Consider the following 16,376-nt stretch of genomic DNA (forward strand, 5'->3'; position numbering starts at 1 on the left):
GCATCGGGGGACTGATTATCGCCCGATCACATGCAGGGCAGGGGTGGAACCGCTTTATCGTCCCGGTCAAGACCTCGCGAGCCTGGTTTTGAGCTCAACCGCCATATAAAGGGCCGACCGGGCGCCGAAGCTCCCAGCTTTATCAAACCCTAACTGCGGCCGAAAGACGCGATGGCGTTTTTGAAGCCTCTAGGAGCGAAAGAGAGGAACTTCTTGAGCCCAAGGGGTGGGAGATTTTGCTCCAACCGATTTAGCCGTTCGTATCCCCTCGAATGGATCGGCTGAGACCACCGTCATCAAGTCTGTGAATGCAAATATCGGCCTCAAGCCCGTTGGAGCGCGTCGTTACGCATGATGGAAGTACTCGACCTGGGGACCAAAGCACCCTAGTGTTCCTTGTCCAAGATTCCCGAGTAGATCTTGATACGACGCTGAGAAGCGACGGCGCTTTTTTGACAGAATCGGCGGATCATGGGCCGCTATCAAAGAACAGGAAGGGTTGGGGAGATGGCGGCTGAGAGTAATGTGGATACAATTGTTTTCGACCAGTTCTTTCCTGGCCAGCATAATGGCGTTCTGCTTGAAATCGGAGCCGCACGCCCGGACTTTTTATCCATCGGCGCCTCATTCCGCGCTCAGGGATGGCGGGTGATCAGCATCGAACCAAATCCCGCGTTTGCCAGTATCCATCGGTCACTCAATCACGAAATTTTGGAATTCGCATGTTCGGATACGGATGCCGATGACGTAGATTTTGTGGTTGCCGAGGCAGATGGCGATATTGAATATCAGGGCGAAAAAATAAGCGCTGAATCCTTCTCGTCGTTAGGCATTCGCGGGGACTTCGAAAAGCTCCTTTCAACTATGAAGGATCGATTCTCCACGCGGACGATAAAGGTTAAGACCAGGCGGCTCGATACAATTCTCGCGAACCTCGAAGACCTAAATAGGCTTGATGTTTTGGCCGTGGACGTCGAAGGCTGGGAGTTGGAGTGCCTGAAGGGATTTTCCTTTGGATCCCTAGCACCAAAGGTAGCTATAATCGAGAATCTCTTTCTTGATGTCGGCATAGTGGAATTCATGAAGGGGCATGGCTACGAACTGTGGCGGCGCCTCGAACCTAACGACATTTACCTCCGCGCCAATGCGGATTGATGTGCAGATCAATCAGGAAGGGGGATTGATCCATGATGAGCTTTACACCGAATTTCGAAGATGTGCTCCTTGAGCGTTGTTTCCGTAACGTTCCAGTAGGCTTCTATGTCGATATCGGCGCGCATCATCCAACCAATGCCTCAATCACCCGCTGGTTCTATGATCGGGGATGGTCAGGCATCAACGTCGAGCCAGGGGACGGTATTGAAGCATTAAGGGCGGACCGGCCTCGTGACATCAACCTTGAAGCCGCTGTGGCTGATTTCGAAGGGCAGACAACCTTTTATGTGCATAGCGGAAATACCGGCACCTCCACATTGTCCCAGTCGGTGCCGACGATCGTTGCCGAAAAGGCCGGCGAGATACAGGCGGTGACAGTCGAAGTAACAACTCTCCCCGCGATTTTGGATCGCTACGCCCAAGAGAAACACATCCACTTTTTAAAAATCGACGCGGAAGGTGCGGAAGACGCAATTGTTCGAACGGCAGACTGGTCTCGGCACCGGCCTGAGGTCGTCGTGATCGAGAGCACGGAGCCCTATACGAACATCAGGCGAAAAGAACCGTGGCAAGATGTGTTGAAAGAAAATCATTACAAATTCGCCTATTTTGATGGTGTGAATGATTTCTGGATTAGCTCGGAAAGCGATTACCTCACCAAGGAATTCAATGTACCCGTGAATGTGCTCGATTTTTTTTGTTCCTATGATCCGGAAGTTGTTTCATTGCGAGCGATGGTCGCCGAACGCGAAGCTCTGTTGGCGGCCGTGAACGCGGCTAAGAATGCGGCCACGGTCGCCGCGCCGGCAGCCGAAGTGACGCCGGCAAACGCAGCTGAAAATATTGGCCGCCGGTTGTGGAAGGCCCTTTGCAGCAAGCTGTAAGCAAGGGGATGGGGGCATTGGCGACCTGATGCGCGAGGCTGCGGAACGCTGCAGTAGGATGACCTGAGTCACGGGGGAGTTTATGTTTGGATATCGATGGTTTCGATCTGCGCTGCCGCCAGCAGAGGCGCCAGTAACCCCAACCAAGCCGCCAATCATTGTATCCAAGCCAATCGGCGTTGGCCCAGACGATATGGATCATTTCGCCTTAACCGACGGGTTCGAAGATCCGGTGCAATGGGAAAATACGATCCACCAAGCCTTCAAGGATGCAGAGGAGGATGAGGCTTTCGCTGACGTGCTGCGATGCAATTTCCTTGAAAAGGATCTTGGCGCTTCGTTTCAGCGATTCCAAGATTCCCGCGCGCCGGCGGCCATCTCCAAACTATTAGGCCGATTGGGAGTATCTTTAGAAGCGCCTATTGCTGACGTGGGATGCGGACGCGGCCATTTGGCGTTCGCCATAAATCGGCTCGGGCACAAGAACGTTACGGCGATGGATCCGAACAGCGAATGGTTTACCGGCACTGGCTATCTTAAATCGCGCTCGGATCACAATGTAAAAGTCGTCAATAGCTTAGATCACTGGCGCGACCACCACTGCACCTTTGACGCCGTCGTTTCATCTGGCACAGTACATCATTGGCAACATATTCCCCGCATAGCAATCGATCTGCGCCGGGTTATTAGGCCCGGTGGCTATTGGCTCATGATTTCGGAATATTTCGCTAACACGCCACGCGAATTCTTAACGGCTCTTAACAATCATCCTACTGCAACACGATATAATTCTTACGAATGGGCCTATCCCGCGTCAGCCTATGTTGATCTGGTGCAGACTTCAGGTTTCCTCTTAGCGGGTGTCATTCCCCACACCTATAACGGAAATGAATTTGCGAGTTACAGCGCGCCGAACGATCCTGGGGTTACAAAATGGGTCGACGAAAATCTTACCACGCCGCTTGGCACTGTTGAGGCGTTTTGGTCGGAAGTCGATGCATTGCGGAGGACAAACGCACCGAGTGTGTATTTATATCCGCAAGTCCTTATTTTTCAAAGGGTTGAAGTTTAGAGGACAGGGACACAGAAAAAAACGCGAGACTCACCTATCTTATGGCGCGCTCCTAGCGGTTTTTCCACGCCAATCTCGACACTCTATGGACAATTCGCTTACGCTACCAGTACCGCAGTCAGATGAAGGTTCAGAGGTAGATCAGAGGCCTTTCTTCATACACTAGCGAGACATCATATGATGGTCAGCAGACCGTACTCGTTTCCCACTGAAGACGTTGCCGAACCACTCTCCAAGCGACTGTTCTCGCGCAAGGGTGGAGCCGGCATGTCTGCGCTCATAGATCGTCTGAGCGAACATTGGCCAGCCTTGCACATGGCTTGGCTCGACCGGAGAACTTCTGACGGAGCAAGGGCTCTGGGTTTGCTCTTGCTGCGCGCGGCTCAGACGTCCGATCGGGACGACCTCTTGGGCTTGGATATACGTTTGCGTTCAGCGGGCTTCGGCGACTCGGACAGTGACGCGAATGTCTGTTCGAAAATCGGGCAGGCGCTTCTTGAAACACTGGCACGCGGCGATGCCGACAGCATATTCACGGCCGTTCAGGCCATGGCGCTACTCGACGACGGCGAAGTAGCTTTCTTTGCTAATTTGATCGCCGCCCCACTCTACCTTGAGAGAAAGCAATTCGACGAAGCGATTGCAGCAGCTAAGAGCAACCGGAGCGTGAGGCTATGTCCAACCAGTGAATACCTGCTCTTAAAAAGCGTGCGGGCGAAGGAGGAAAACGGCGTCGAAGTTCCGGGTGGCGATGTCTCCACTCATGATTTGTCCGATCGCTTCTGTGAGCATCCCTTCGGCACACTTTCTACAAATACGCTTCGTCAGGGAGGCCGCACGGGGTTTTTCGCATGCGTATGCGCGGCGACCTTGCCTTACCCTCTTTCCTACGCAGAGAACGATGTGACCATCGACGAGCTTTGGAATGGAGAAGATATCCAGGAGATAAGGCGCTCGATTCTCGACGGAGATTTCACTTATTGCAGCCGCACGATGTGTTCCTACATCGCCCAGGGAACGTTGCCCAAGCGCAACGAGATCACCGATCCATTCTTACGTGACGTCATCGACAATCATCGCACTGAAGTCGACAGAAAGCCGGCCCTGGTCACGCTCGGGCATGACCCGAGTTGCAACCTTGCTTGCCCCTCTTGCCGCTGCGAGGTCATAGCGGTCAAGAACGAGGAAAGAGAGAAGCTCGATGAGCTTTCGGAAAAACTTCTGTTGCCGCTTATTGCGGACTCTTCGGTCTCACTTACGGTGTCGTCGGACGGGGACGCTTTCGCCTCCAAGCACTATCGCCGTCTGATCCACAGCCTTGATGCGGAGCGCTATACCGGCGTGAAGTTGCAGCTTGTGACCAATGGTTTGCTGTTGACTCCGAAAGAGTGGGAGGCGCTCGGCAATGTTCAGAAATTGGTGAAGACCGTCACGGTTTCCATCGACGGCGCCCGCCAGGAGACCTATGAGGATTTGCGGCGTCCTGGAAAATGGAGCGTAATAACCCGCAACATGGAATTCCTAAGCCAATTGCGCCGAGAGGGTAAGATCGGCCTAGGCATCAATTTTGTCGTGCAAAAAAAGAATTTTGAGGAAATGGTTGAATTCGTCGAGCTTGGGAAGCAGTGGGATGTCCATTCGATAGTTTTTATTCGACTGCTCAGCATAGGCTCATTCTCCGCGGCGGCGTTTGAAGAAAATGATGTGAGTGATCCACGGCATCCCCTTCATTTTCGCCTGCTCGAAATTCTTCGTCATCCGGCTCTTCACGAACCACGTGTAAATCTTATGAGCCTAGCTCCCTTGCAAGCGGCGGCCGACGAGATGACGCAGTGTAGTCCAGAGATCAAGCAAGGTCTGTTTCGGCGCCTCAAGTCCGCCTTGGGCCTGAGCGCGTCCCGCGCTGCTTAGGGCTAATTGGATGGGCGTGCCGTGAGGGCCGCGCGGCCGAATGATCGAGCTTATGAGCCTAACGCGAGAGGACGATTGACCTGATCGCCACCCCAAGTTTGCGAACGTCGCCTTCCGGCTGAAATCCCGAACTCTCCAACCGTATGCGGAGGTTGGGAACACCAGTCAGATTGGGTAGCGGGATGGTCCGGTGGATTGGCTCTCCACGCACTTGGCCATGGAACATCTCCAGGCCGTTGACGAGGATGCGAAGGTCGGTCCCACCCGCTGGGGAAATGCCAAAAAGGCGGAAGGCCAAGGCGGTCGGCAATGTTTTCTGATTGAGCGGCACCTCCAATTCCGCAATCTCGCTCGTCCAGCGCAGCGGCGAATCGTCCACCTGCTCCAGCCCATACATTCCCGTTGTCACGACGCCGAGCGGTTCTTCCACACCGATCTCGATCCTCTTCGACCATGGACGCGATACGTCGACATCATCATTCCGTGCCGGCCGCAAAGGGGAGAAGATCGAAGGACGCCGGATGTGCCGCAGCGGCTGGGCTTTGACGTTCGTGATGAGCCGATGCCAGGCGTCGTTGCGCGAGGCGAGCAGACTCGCATACTCCTTTGTCAAGATGCGGCTCATCTCGTTGAGCCGCGGCTCGTCGCCAAGCAGACCGGCGGCGACATCTGCGGCCCCCTCCGCATTGTTCAAGGCGAATTGCGGAATAAGGTCATTAAACGTGACGCCCGATAGGGCGCCAGATGTGGCGAGGATTGGCGTGCCACGGGCCAGACATTGCATGACTTTCATCTTTGCTCCGAAATTGTTTTCAATCGGGGCGATGAAAAGATCACAACTATTGAACAGAAGGTTGAGCGTTGGCTCGTCGCAGCGCCCCATATAATCGATGTTATCGCGGTTCCAATGAGGCTGGATTTGATTGATCGATGTTCCGACAATGCGGATGCGTGCCTCGGGGCAGCGCTGCGCGAGGGCCGGTGCAAATTGCTCGGCCAGCCATTTCACCGCGAGGAAATTCGGATAATGGCCAATATTGCCGACGAAAAAGAGGTCTCGGTTGCAGGAATATCGCCATCGCTCCTGGCTCTCATCCAACACGGGTTCAAGGATTGCGGTATGTTCGCGAACCCGACGATCCGAGGGAAGATCGCCCTCGGAAAGAACAACCAACGCATCGCTGTTGCGGCAAACGGCTCGCTCGAAGCGAGCCAGTCGCCATTGCGCGAGGATTGAATCTGAGACACCGGCCCCCAGCCTTCCGGCACGGCGCATTTCTGCGTGAAACTCGGCTTCCTTGTTGAGCGTAATGGTGATGATTCGTACCGGCATCGAGAATACGGACCGGATGAACAGAGCCGACAATAGATAATCGATGACGACAATATCCGGCTTCAATTTATTCACGAGCGCGCAGAATTGCCGATCGACATCGGGGATCGCAAGCGCTTCAACTTCTAACATAAAGGGCCAACGCCCTGCGGGTCGCCAGTTCTTCGCAGACGTGCTGAGCTTGCGTGTCGCCCGCGGAAGAATTGGATGATGTTGAGCGCCGAGCGTATCAACGAACTTGCGCTCGCCTTGGGCTTGGCTCAGACTTCCGAACGTCGAGACGTGGAGCTCGGTCCCTTCACAAGCCGCCAGCCGCTGGGCATGGTGCCTGCAAACAATGGATCCGCCATGGTCCGGCTCCGCCAGACGAACGGAGGTAAAATAAAGGACTTTGACGGCTTGAGCAGACTTCATCTAGTTCGGCCCCCGCCGGAAATTTATTGTTCAGCGCGTCGCCGAGGGTGCGCCGCTAAGGATGACACTCATTTATTCTGGCTTATTCAGGAAATCGGCCCCGCTCATGAAATCCGAACCATTGCGCCAAAAAACTTTTAGCCTGACCCGAGACCATGTTCTCTATATTGCGGTTCTTCTCATATTCCTCGGCAGGGCTGGCTTTCTACTGACAAACAGTTTGTTAGAAGGTCGCCTTTCGTTTCCACCTCCTTATGACGATATCACCTATTTTGTCGATGCATTGCGTCGTTTGCGACTCTTCAACGAAGAGGGCACCGCGGCGCTGCTCCACGACCTCTATGCAACACCGGTCCACGCGCCGCTTTCTCTGCTCCTGGGTTTCCTCGGCTTCGGGCTTTTTGGGGCACGAGAATTTGCACCCTATCTGCTGAACGCCGTCGTGATTTCTATTTGTGTCGCAAGCCTCATCAAACTGAGTCGCATTGAATTGAGTCACGGAATCCTTATTGCGGCGATCGTTTCATTTTTACCCTTCAATGATTGGGCCATCACGTTTTTTCATCCCGACCTGTTGGCAGGCCTTATCACAGCCACGTTCTGCACGGCGCTGCTGGCGGGAAAGCTCTCATCCTACCAGAGCAAAACCGCCCTGTTGATGGGCGTATTTGCAGGCATTGGTATTTTAAGCAAACCAACCGCCTTCCCAGTTGTGCTTGCTCTCTATGGGACGACAGCTTTAACGATTCTTGCTTCCTACTACCTGGAATTGAAGCGTCAGAAGTCTGCTTTCCTAATAAATAGGAAGGCATTGTTCAATACAGTTTTGCTGACTGCGGCAGCCATCTGCGTGATCGCGCCCTATTTCCTGGTCAATGGCAAGCGTCTCTTGGCATATATTCATATGGCCTTGGTCGATCACCAAGTCGTCGCGGGCGTTGAAGGCTCGTTTTGGCATCAGGCGACTTATTATGCTATTAATATCAACTACTTCATGGGAGTGAGCGTCTTCGTTCTCGCCTTATGCTTGGTGTTTTTGTTTGCCGTCAACCTCAGCAGGAAAGAGGACACCGTCCGTATAATTGCGTCGTTGATTGTAATTGGAATAGTTGCATATATAATAACCTCGTTGCCAAAAGTTAAACTGACTATATTTGGATGCTACATTTATGGCATCGCGATAGCGCTTCTTATTGTTTCGCTTTCCGGCGTGGTCAAGTGGCTTGAGTTAAGATCGCTCAAAATTGCAAATATCCTTTTGGCATCCGCTTTCCTTTACATTGTTTATAATTACAAAGATATTCAGTATAGGCCAGACAAACGCTTGATTGTAGCAGAGAATTCTTATTATTCTGAAGTAAGTGCTATTCTTTTGCCTCGATTTGTTGACTCGTCCGTGCCGGCCAAGCCCGTCCCCCTCGTATTCCTTCTGTATCCCTGGCCGGTCCCGCCTGGCGTCTTCACGTTCAATCTCCTTCGAGGCGGTGTGAAACTCGATGAAATTGCAAATTTGAATTGGGCGACTGCCGATATTATCAAGCCTGATTTCGATACTTATGTTCGAACGTTTAACCGGGCGAATTTAATCATCATCCCGAGTGATGGCGCGATTACTGAGATGGCGGAGCACTATCCGGTCAACGCATTGGTCCCAGAACTCAACCGCTATTTGCGGGAGCGGACGGAGTTCCAATTGATCCACACCGTAGAAACATCCTACGGACAAATCTTTGTTTACCAACATGGCGATTAGCTGTCTCAACACGTGGATGCGGCCTCCATCCGACGCTTAGGGATCTTTTGGCGTGAAAACCAGAACGCCAGTCAATGACGAGGGGGCTATGGTGCCCAGGGGCGGAATCGAACCACCGACACTGCGATTTTCAGTCGCATGCTCTACCAACTGAGCTACCTGGGCGCTGCCGGGGCCAAGCTGGCCCGACGCAAGCCGGGTTATAGAGGAGCCTTCCGCCGATTGTCCAGCGTCCCTTTGATGTAAAACGAAGAGGGCCGTACCGCCGGCGGCGGCAGGCCAGGGTTTCGGCCCACCCCGACCGGAACCATTCGCGGGCTCCGTGGTTCTTTTCTGCAGGCTGCGCCCGCTGGCGAGAGGACTTTCATGCCTTCGACCCCATCGCAAAGCGCACGGTTCAACTGGCGGGAATTTTTGGCGAAATTCTTGTCAAAACCCGGGACGCAGCGCCCTCCAACGGCGATTAACACCGGCTCCCGCCAAAAAACCATGTCTTGCACACTGACGATCAACGGCGAAGATCACCGGTTGGTTTTGGATCCGCGGACTTCCTTGCTCGATGCCTTGCGCGAACATCTTGCTCTGACAGGTACGAAAAAGGGCTGCGATCACGGCCAATGCGGCGCCTGTACCGTGCATGTCGACGGCCGCAACGTGCTTTCCTGTCTGATTTTGGCAGTGGCAACGCAGGGTCACCCAATCACCACAATCGAAGGGCTCGCGGACTCGGACGGATCCCTGCATCCGATGCAGCAGGCGTTCATCGATCAGGATGCCTTGCAATGCGGCTATTGCACACCAGGCCAGATCATGTCCGCGATTGTCTGCGTCCAATCGGGTCAGGCCACATCTCCGGATGCCATCCGGGAATATATGAGCGGCAATCTATGCCGCTGCGCCGCCTATCCCAACATCGTCACCGCTATCCAGCAGGCTAAGGGAAAGATGGAGGTTCGCCCCTCCTTGGAGCATTAACATGCGGCCCTTCGAATATCTGACGGCACGGGAGGCGCCCGATGCCATCGCGGCGGTTTCAGAGATCGCGACGAGGGCGGACCTATCGCATGAGAATGCCACGGTACAATTTCTCGCCGGCGGCACAACACTCCTCGATCTGATGAAGCTCGATGTGATGCGCCCGGAATGCATCGTGGACATAAACCCTCTGGCGGACGGGGACCTCGGCCGCATGAGCGTTAGTGAACACGGCCTGCGGCTCGGCGCGCTCGTCCGCATGTCGGATGCCGCCGAGCATCCGGAGATCAAGCGCAATTATCCGGTTCTTTCGCAAAGCCTGCTGTTGGCGGCAAGCCCGCAATTGCGCAACATGGCAACGCTCGGCGGCAATCTGCTGCAACGAACGCGCTGTTCCTATTTCCGGGACATAAGCTATGAAGCCTGCAACAAGCGCCGCCCCGGCAGCGGATGCGCGGCGATGAACGGCTTCAATCGCAATCATGCCATCCTTGGCGGCAGCGAGGCCTGCATCGCGTCCTACCCGGGAGATTTTGCGCAAGCCCTGCTTGCACTCGATGCGAAGATCGAGGTGCTGGGGCCAAATGGTCCGCGTAGCATCCCGTTCGCGCAATTGCACAAACGTCCCGAAAGCACGCCCGAGGTGGAGACTTTGCTCGCGCCTGGCGAATTGATCGCCGCAATTGAGGTTCCCACCGGCGCCTCCACGAAGCGTTCCCTTTATCTCAAGATTCGTGACCGCGAATCTTATGAATTTGCGCTGGCTTCGGCCGCCGTGGCCATGGATCGCCAAGATGGTATCGTGCGGCACATACGGATCGCATTGGGGGGCGTCGCGACCGTGCCGTGGCGCGCCCGAGAGGCGGAAATGATCTTGACGGGCAGCGTCCTCGACGAGGCTTCGGCAGGCCGAGCGGCGGATGCCGCTTTCACCGGGGCACGGCCGCGCCTCCATAATGCGTTCAAGGTCGCGCTCGGCAAGGAGACGCTGATACGCGCTCTGCTTGAAGTGGCAAAGCTGGAGGACTGAACCGCATGGCTTCGACGTCTCAGCCAGAAGCCAATATGGGCCAGCCCACACCGCGGATTGATGCGGCCGCGAAGGTGACCGGCCGCGCAAAATACGCCGCTGATTTCGTACTCGACAATTTGGCCTATGCGGTCCTGGTGACCAGCACGATCGCTCTCGGATCGCTTGAGGAGATCGACTCTGTCGAGGCCCGTGCGGTCGACGGAGTTCTGGACATTTTCAGTCATCTGAATTGCGCGGGGAAACTGCATAAGCCGGCCATGTTCATGGGCAGAGGCTTCGCGTCGACGACCGTCCAGCCATTCGAGTCAAAAAAAATATGGCACGACAGCCAGATCGTGGCGATGGTCGTCGCCGAAACCTTCGAAGGCGCACGCGAGGCCGCGCGCAAGCTCAAGATTTCTTATCGCGCCGAACCGGCCGTGGCGGGGTTCGACTCAAAAGGGACCGAGACGATTGCCTTGGCCGAGTCCAAAAAGGACTACAACGATCCGGTTGTCGGCGACGCCGCGACGGCACTTTCCAAGGCCGAAGTGACGATCGACGTGGAATATGAGACGCCGACTCAGCATCATAATCCGATTGAACTCTATGCCACCACCTGTGTCTGGGATGGACCGAAGCTCACCATCTATGAGCCGAGCCAAACCGTCTCAGGGCTTCAATTCGGAATTGCTCAGGAGCTTGGCATCGATCCGGCCGATGTCCGGGTCATAAGCCCGTTTGTCGGAGGTGCCTTTGGCGGCAAGGCTGCCGTGACCCCGCGTAGCGCGTTGGTCGCCCTTGCCGCGCGCGCATTAGGGCGCCCGGTGAAACTGGTCGCGAGCCGCGATCAAGGATTCACGATTTCGACCTACCGCGCCGAGACGCGCCACCATGTTCAGCTCGGCGCGTCGCGCGATGGCAAACTGCAAGCGCTCTGGCATGAAGCGTTCGAGCTGACCTCGCGGGCCGATGATTATTATGTGGCTGGCACCGAAACGACCGCCCGTATCTATGCGGCACCAAACATATTCACCAAGGTCAATTTGGTCCGCGCCGACCGCAGCACGCCGGGTTTCATGCGCTCGCCGCTTGAAGTTCCCTACATGTTTGCGCTCGAAAGCGCGATGGACGAGCTTGCGGTGGCGCTGGACATGGATCCGGTGGAGCTGCGCCGTGTCAACGATACGATGACCGAGCCGATCAAGGGATTGCCCTTTTCGAGCCGCTCGCTGATGGCTTGCTTCGATGCTGCCGCGCATGCGTTCCACTGGACGCAGCGCGATCCAAGGCCGCGCTCCATGCGGGAGGGCGATTGGTTGGTCGGTCTTGGCTGTGCGACCGCATGCCATCCGGCTTTGATGGCGCCCGCGACCGTGCGCGTGACGCTGAGCGCGGAGGGCCGTGCGCTTGTTGAAACCGCGGCGCATGATTTGGGAACCGGCGCTTATACCGTGATCGGCCAAATCGCCGCGCAAAAACTTGGGCTTGATCTGTCTCGCGTCACGGTTCTGTTGGGGGATTCGAGCTTGCCGCCGGCGCCGGTCGCGGGAGGATCAATTACCACCGCGAGCGTCTGCAACGCGGTCGCGATCGCTTGCGATCATGTCCGTAACCATTTCGTATTGGGCCAGGAGGGAACCAATGACGGGGCCAATTTTGATCTCCGCGAGGGTCGGCTTGTCTTTGCAAGCGGTGAAACAGAAGAGCTGAGCGCGGCATTCGCCCGGCTCGGCGTCGACACGATCGAAGAGGTCGGGGAATTCGTTCCGCGTGGCAGCGCTCCGGAGGCGCTCGATAAATTGCGCAAAGGCAAGCCGCCGTTTGTCGGCGGCGCGATGGGCAAGGAAAATATCATGCTTGCCTTTGGCGCCGAATTCGTCGAGGTGCGCGTCCACGCGCGAACTAAGGAAGTGCGGGTCCCGCGTATTGTCGGGGCTTTCTCCGCCGGGCATATCGTCAACCCGCTGACAGCGCGGAGCCAACTGATGGGGGCGATGATCTGGGGCATAAGTTCGGCTCTGCACGAGTCAACCGAGATCGATGCCGCGCATGCACGCTACGTCAATAATAATCTTGCCGACTATCTTGTGCCGGTCAACGCGGACATCAAGGCGGTCGAGGTGATCTTCGTGCCTGAGAGGGACGATGTCATCAACCCGCTCGGCATCAAAGGACTTGCCGAACTTGCCAATGTCGGAACCTCGGCAGCCATTGCCAACGCGATTTACCATGCAACGGGAAGGCGCATTCGCAAATTACCGATCCGGATCGAACAATTGCTGGCCGAAACAGCCCATTAATTTGGCCGCTCAAGTCGATCGGTTTGCGCCACAAAATCGCAGATGCGGCCGATCGATATGGTGTCGAGAAGCAGCGGAGGGTGGCCCTGACCTTCGACAACATGGACCTCGGCGCCCGGATGTCTGCGCGCCATTTCCTTCAGAGTCTGCGCGGATAAAAGATCGGAATTGGCGCCCCTGAGGATCAGCATCGGCTTGCCGTTCAAGCCGTCGAATTGCGCCCAGAGGTCGGAAAGCGGCTGCTCGAGATCGAGGTTCTCAAGCGGTTTCATCAGATTCTTATCATAACGCAGGCCGATGCGTCCGACCGAATCGGTAAAGGTGATCTTTGCATAGGTCTCCCAGTCGGCCTCGCTGAGACCGCTGAACTGTTCGCTCATCATCCTCTTTAGGAGATCGACAGCGTCGGGGATCGAACGTGGCGTCGGCACTTTACCGACATAGCCGCGGATGCGGGCCATTCCCCGCGGCTCCAGCACCGGGCCAATATCATTGAGGACAACGGCGTGCACGGCCGTGGGTCGGGTTGCCGACAACGTCATCGTATGCAGGCCGCCGCGCGAAGTTCCGATGAAGGTTGCCAGCTCAATGCCCAAGGCGGTAAGAGCCGTCCGCACATCTTCGTTCTCAACTTCGAGGCTGTAATTCTTCCAGTTGGGATCATATTCCGAGAGGCCCCGGCCGCGATAATCGAGGGCAAGCACGCGTCGTTTTTGCCCCACGATTCCACCGGCCAAGGCGCTGGCCAAGGGACCGAAATCGGCGGCTGTGCGGGAGAGCCCAGGAAGGCATACGACCGGAATACCGGGATCCCTCATTGAGCCATAGTCTCGAATATGTAATTTCAAACCGTCCTGCGCGGACACAAATCGGCTTTGATAGGTAAGCTCTGCCAGGCTCATATCATCGTCCAACGCTCCGCTCGACAAATGGCGCGGCGGAAAGCAGCGATAAGTTACAGACAATCATCTGAAAACTGCACTGTCTACTACGCTCATCAACAATTTAAACAGCCGGACCTTAAATGGAAGCCGTTGGTGGGGCAGCGATGCAGGGGGGAGCGGTACAAGGATTTGGCTTCGACGCCAGATCAGGGAAGTCATGCGTGAGCCGTGGGTGAAACGGAACTGTTCGCTTGGCTATGAGGGGGTGGGAACGCGATCACAGCCGTTAAGCCGTTGGGTCAACTGGACGGACAGCTGACCCGTATATTTTGGTGGCTCCGCAGGCCCGCCACTAGAGCGCTTCCCGATCAGATGGAATCATCTGATCGAAAAAGAATCGCTCAAGTTCAACGAGTTGAAGCATGTTCTGATCGAAAAAGTCGGTCAATTTTTTCGGAACATGCTCTAAAGTTTGGCCTGCGCCTTCAGCAGGGCATCGGCCGAGACCGGCCCCGTCTCGCCAAAGCGGACCCGATAGACGCTGAGATTTTCCATCACGCGCTGGACGTAGTTGCGGGTCTCGGTAATGGGGATTCGTTCGATCCAGTCGATCGGATCAACGCCGGGCTTGGTCGGATCGCCATAGGCGTCGATCCATTGCTTAACCCGTTTTCCGCCGGCATTATAGGCAGCGAAGGTTAGAATATAGGAGCCGCGCTGCTCGGCCATGAGTTCACCAAGATGCCTGGCTGCGAGTTGCGCGTTGAAAGCGCCGTCATTGAGAAGCCGATCTGCATCGAAGGCGACACCGGCGCGCTGTGCGGTCCGTTTCGCTGTCGACAAAATCATCTGCATCAAACCTTTGGCGCCCGCCGAGGAGACCGCGGCCGTATTGAAGGCGCTCTCCTGCCGTGCGATCGAATAAATCATCGATGGCCCGGCGGAGTTTTGCAGGGGCTCGAACGCAGGCACGCCATAGTTCGGAAAGGCCAGCGTATCGATCGCCATGCCCCTCTGGCTGGTGATCTTGCCGACCGTCAGTGAAAGGTGAGCGTCGCGCTGCTGGGCCACGATGCTCGCAAGAGAGGCCACTTGGGTTTCATCGGCAAGATGGCGCGCCGCTTCGATGATAAGCGGAATCGCCAATTCCTTTTCCCCGGCGCCCAACAGCATTGCAACGACCTTGACCGAATCCTCGCGCTCGTCCCCCTTGGCCTCATCTGCAATGGTGCGGATCGGCAGGGTCGTTAGGCCTAGTTTCGCGCGGGCGAGTTGTCCGTAGTAGGCTGCCGCGTGAATCGCCGCCTTCTCATAGAAGGCGTTTGCGGTTACGAGGGCGTCGGACGCGGATGAAGCCTCGGCGGCACGGCCCTGCCAATAGGCGGCCCGCGCAAGCGACATCGGGGTCTCGGCGAGTTTGGTGAGGGCGGCAAAATGTTCCGCCGCGCGCGCGGGATCGTTAAGGAAGCGCAACGCAATCCAACCGGCGTGAAACTCCGCCTCGATGCGCATTTCGCGCGACTTCGCGGAGTGTTCCGCGCACAGCCGATAGGCGGTGGTGGCATCATTCTGGTCGAGGAGTTTGCGGGCCAGAAGGCGCCGTTCGATCCACCATTCATCGCCGTCGATGAGGAGAAGAGGGTCGCGCGGCGAAGCCAGCATCAGGTCTGCCGCCGCCTTGATCTTTTCGGAGTGACGCAATTTATGGATCAGCGCAAAAGTAAAACCGGGATCGGAGCGAAGGGCCGAAGGAACGGAGGCAATCAGCTTATCGCTGGCGGCGTCTTTAATGGCCGCGGCACGCGCCTTGGCGAGCGCCACGACATCGGGTCCGGCCTGGGCGGCGGCTACGAGAGCCCTCCCGACTTGCTCCTTGTAGAGCAACCGGTCGGCGCGATATTTATGGTCGGCTTTCTGTAAATAAGAACCGAAATCGGCCTTCAACCTCGCTTCGAGCCACGGGTTGAGATCGGCGTCACGCCATACGGCGCGGGCCAGCACGGCCGCCTCATCGGCTTGGCCATCGTCTTTCAACACCCTGGCAAGGGCGAGCTTACCTGCCGGCGTTTCAGGATTGACGCTGCTGAAATAGCTTTTGATGAGCGCATTGCTCTTGCGATCGCCTAACAGCGCTTCCTCGCTACGCTTCTTGAGCCAGTCTAGGGCGGGCCACGCCGGATGCGCCTGCATGAAAGCTTGCAACCGCTCAAATCCGGTCTCGCGCGGAAAATTGCGAAGCGCGATCCATTCCAGTGCCGTCTTGACGGTCTTGTCGGTCGCGGTTGCCGCCGCCGCGTCACCTTGCGCAAGTTGCCCGGTCTTATAAAAAGCAATCGCCTCAGCGAATCCGGTCAAGTCGCGGTCGGATGGCGAAACCAAATTCGGGGAGAAAAGTCCGTGTTGGGGCGCCGCGCGGGAAAGCGCGTTCTGGCCTCCCATGGAAACCGCGCCTTGCTGAGGGGCCGGGTCTTGGGCGTCAGGTTCGGGTTCCGATGGCACCAAGGCCGGCGCCGCAACTTCGAATCGAGCTTGAACGTGACGCGATCGCTCGCCTGCGACCCAGCCAGCAGCGAGCGCACAGCAGGCCATGACGCCTATTCCCGGCATGCGCCAGAAAAGGAATTGCCTTGCGAGCATGGTTCATCCAATCCTACAAAGCGACCGGAAAACGGATAAGCCT

General features: G+C 56.4%; 11 protein-coding genes and 1 tRNA gene. 8 read left to right on the forward strand and 4 right to left on the reverse strand.

Annotated elements, in window-relative coordinates; translation table 11 throughout:
• Positions 1-471 precede the first annotated feature (471 nt).
• The 4 genes from CU048_00860 to CU048_00875 all read left to right on the forward strand — a co-directional run bounded on the left by CU048_00860 (position 472) and on the right by CU048_00875 (position 5,022).
• Positions 472-1,155 carry an FkbM family methyltransferase gene (locus CU048_00860; protein ID QBR70067.1) on the forward strand — a complete coding sequence of 228 codons (684 nt, stop codon included), beginning with the start codon at positions 472-474 and terminating at the stop codon, positions 1,153-1,155.
• Positions 1,156-1,187: 32 nt separating this feature from the next.
• Entirely contained in the window at positions 1,188-2,039 is an 852-nt protein-coding gene (locus CU048_00865) for an FkbM family methyltransferase (GenBank protein ID QBR70068.1), read from the forward strand.
• A gap of 82 nt (positions 2,040-2,121) precedes the next feature.
• Complete coding sequence (locus CU048_00870; GenBank protein QBR70069.1) at positions 2,122-3,111, forward strand: hypothetical protein; 990 nt, start codon at positions 2,122-2,124, stop codon at positions 3,109-3,111.
• A 315-nt stretch (positions 3,112-3,426) separates the two neighbouring features.
• Positions 3,427-5,022, forward strand: a complete 1,596-nt coding sequence (locus CU048_00875; GenBank protein ID QBR70070.1) for a hypothetical protein — start codon at positions 3,427-3,429, stop codon at positions 5,020-5,022.
• Positions 5,023-5,080: 58 nt separating this feature from the next.
• Here the strand turns inward: CU048_00875 and CU048_00880 are convergent, their stop codons facing one another.
• On the reverse strand, positions 5,081-6,769 hold the full coding sequence (locus tag CU048_00880) for a hypothetical protein (protein QBR70071.1): 1,689 nt from the start codon (positions 6,767-6,769) through the stop codon (positions 5,081-5,083).
• A 61-nt stretch (positions 6,770-6,830) separates the two neighbouring features.
• Here CU048_00880 and CU048_00885 point away from each other — a divergent pair, with 61 nt between their 5' ends.
• Positions 6,831-8,522, forward strand: coding sequence for a hypothetical protein (locus CU048_00885; protein QBR70072.1), 1,692 nt, complete (start codon positions 6,831-6,833; stop codon positions 8,520-8,522).
• Positions 8,523-8,611: 89 nt separating this feature from the next.
• Here CU048_00885 and CU048_00890 read toward each other — a convergent pair.
• A tRNA-Phe gene (locus CU048_00890) sits at positions 8,612-8,687 on the reverse strand.
• A 201-nt stretch (positions 8,688-8,888) separates the two neighbouring features.
• Between CU048_00890 and CU048_00895 the strand changes: the two genes are divergently transcribed.
• Genes CU048_00895 through CU048_00905 form a run of 3 tightly spaced genes read left to right on the forward strand, consistent with a single transcriptional unit; the run spans position 8,889 to position 12,812 of the window.
• A complete protein-coding gene (locus tag CU048_00895) occupies positions 8,889-9,497 on the forward strand; it encodes an oxidoreductase (protein QBR70073.1) in 609 nt (202 codons plus the stop codon).
• A 1-nt stretch (position 9,498) separates the two neighbouring features.
• On the forward strand, positions 9,499-10,527 hold the full coding sequence (locus tag CU048_00900) for an FAD-binding molybdopterin dehydrogenase (GenBank protein QBR70074.1): 1,029 nt from the start codon (positions 9,499-9,501) through the stop codon (positions 10,525-10,527).
• A 35-nt stretch (positions 10,528-10,562) separates the two neighbouring features.
• The gene (locus tag CU048_00905; protein ID QBR70075.1) at positions 10,563-12,812 is read left to right on the forward strand and encodes a xanthine dehydrogenase; all 2,250 of its coding nucleotides are present in this window, start codon (positions 10,563-10,565) and stop codon (positions 12,810-12,812) included.
• Here CU048_00905 and CU048_00910 read toward each other — a convergent pair.
• Together CU048_00910 and CU048_00915 are read right to left on the reverse strand one after the other, a co-directional pair.
• Positions 12,809-13,714 (reverse strand): alpha/beta hydrolase, encoded by a 906-nt coding sequence (locus CU048_00910; GenBank protein ID QBR70076.1) that lies wholly within the window; start codon positions 13,712-13,714, stop codon positions 12,809-12,811. The genes CU048_00905 and CU048_00910 overlap by 4 nt on opposite strands.
• A 447-nt stretch (positions 13,715-14,161) precedes the next feature.
• Positions 14,162-16,303 carry a lytic transglycosylase gene (locus CU048_00915; protein ID QBR72551.1) on the reverse strand — a complete coding sequence of 714 codons (2,142 nt, stop codon included), beginning with the start codon at positions 16,301-16,303 and terminating at the stop codon, positions 14,162-14,164.
• Positions 16,304-16,376: the final 73 nt, after the last annotated feature.

It is taken from the genome of Beijerinckiaceae bacterium, assembly GCA_004564215.1.
Lineage (GTDB): Bacteria > Pseudomonadota > Alphaproteobacteria > Rhizobiales > Beijerinckiaceae > Methylocapsa.